Annotated in this window: 1 protein-coding gene; it reads left to right on the forward strand. The window is 39.0% G+C overall.

Annotated elements, in window-relative coordinates; translation table 11 throughout:
* Window positions 1–183: 183 nt before the first annotated feature.
* The gene (locus OWO01_RS15850; protein WP_268781446.1) at window positions 184–1,533 is read left to right on the forward strand and encodes an ISLre2 family transposase; all 1,350 of its coding nucleotides are present in this window, start codon (window positions 184–186) and stop codon (window positions 1,531–1,533) included.
* The last annotated feature ends 121 nt before the right edge of the window (window positions 1,534–1,654 follow it).

Here is a 1,654-nt window from a genome sequence, read left to right on the forward strand (position 1 = left end):
GTTAGAGTAAAATGTTTGTGGGAGATAAATACCTCAACTTTTGTTGTTGAAGTCGATAGACTTTAACAACAAAAGTTGAGGCGAGCAAGCAAAGCGCGGTAGTAGAGCATTTTTAATGAAAAAGAGGACCTTCTTTTGTATAGTTAAGTCACGACAACAACAACTATAGAAAGAGGTCCTCCTATGAAAGATATCATATCTTCGCTCACAATGAAAGAATTAGAACAAATGACTTACCGTGCACTGCAGGAAAGTTTTTCTCAAGTAATGGCACAGACGCTTTTGGAAATAGATGAGGCAATTGCTTCTGGAAGAGACAAAAAGAGATTTTACCTTAAAGATAAGCGAACACTAAAATTCGAATCTGTATTTGGTCAGGTGGAAATGAAAAGGAATTACTACTTGGATAGAGAGACGGGTAAATACGTCTATTTATTGGATCAATACCTAGCTTTTGACGGGACAAAAGGAATGAGTCCGGTTGTCCAGGATCTAGCCATTGAATTGGCTGTCACAGGTGTTTCCTATCGGCAAGCAGGAAAGGCAATCGAGAAGCTTCTGGGGTATCCTGTCATTAGTCATGAAGGGATCCGACAACAACTTTTACATACAGAAGTTGTACCAGAGAAAGCATTACCACTTGAACAAGATGTGTTATTCGTTGAAGTGGACGGATTATACACAAAAAGTCAGGAAAAAAAGAAAAAAGGTAGAGAAATTAAAATTGCCAGTGTGCATCAAGGTTGGGAAATGAACGGGAAACGCGCTAAATTGAAGGAAAAACGTCATTTTATTCATGAAGGGAACTTGCCATTCTGGGAAGAATTTGAACAGTATTTAATGGACACTTATGCTTATGACCCGACGAAACATCACCTCGTGATTAATGGGGATGGAGCGAACTGGATTACAGCGTGTCGAGATTATTTCCAAAATAATGCGATCTTTGTCATTGATCGCTTTCACGTAGCACGAGATGTGCAACGTATCTTCCGTGATCACCAACGATATCGACCGATCAGAAAGAAACTAGCGCGTTATGATTGGGAAGGATTTATGGTGGAGTTGAACAGCGCAGTAGGCACACTAGAAAATGAAAAGAAAGAAGAACGGCTAGAGGCATTAATAGCCCAGCTGTCTCAATACCCAGAAGCTTTAGGAGATTATCGAGAGAAGTTAAAAGAAAGAGGAGTAGATACAACAGGATTTCGTCCGATGGGAAGTGCAGAAGGTACGATGAGTGTGTTCGCTAGACGTCTCAAAAATGGCCGTAGTTGGAGTGAAAAAGGACTCGATAAATTCGTTGATATTATGGTCGCTCTTAAAGACAATTTAGAGATAAAAACATTGCAAGGAATCCTAGAAAAGACACCAGAGTTAACGCAGGAAAAAAGTAAGAGTAAACCACCTAAACACTTTGTAGAAAAGTTGAAAGACAGTGCAGCAGAAGCAACGCGAAACAATTTAGGCTATCTAAAATCAGCTCTTGGAAAACCAATTACAAACGCACTAAAAGGATTACGTGGAATTTAAAAAAGAGAGAAACTCGATATCCTAAGTATGGATATATCAATGTAATCGCTATCATTAAAGTGGCGTGAAACTAAATAAAATAAGGGACTTAAAAAAACTCCCACAAGTACTTGACTCAAAC

This window comes from Natronobacillus azotifigens (genome assembly GCF_026805325.1).
Lineage (GTDB): Bacteria > Bacillota > Bacilli > Bacillales > Amphibacillaceae > Natronobacillus > Natronobacillus azotifigens.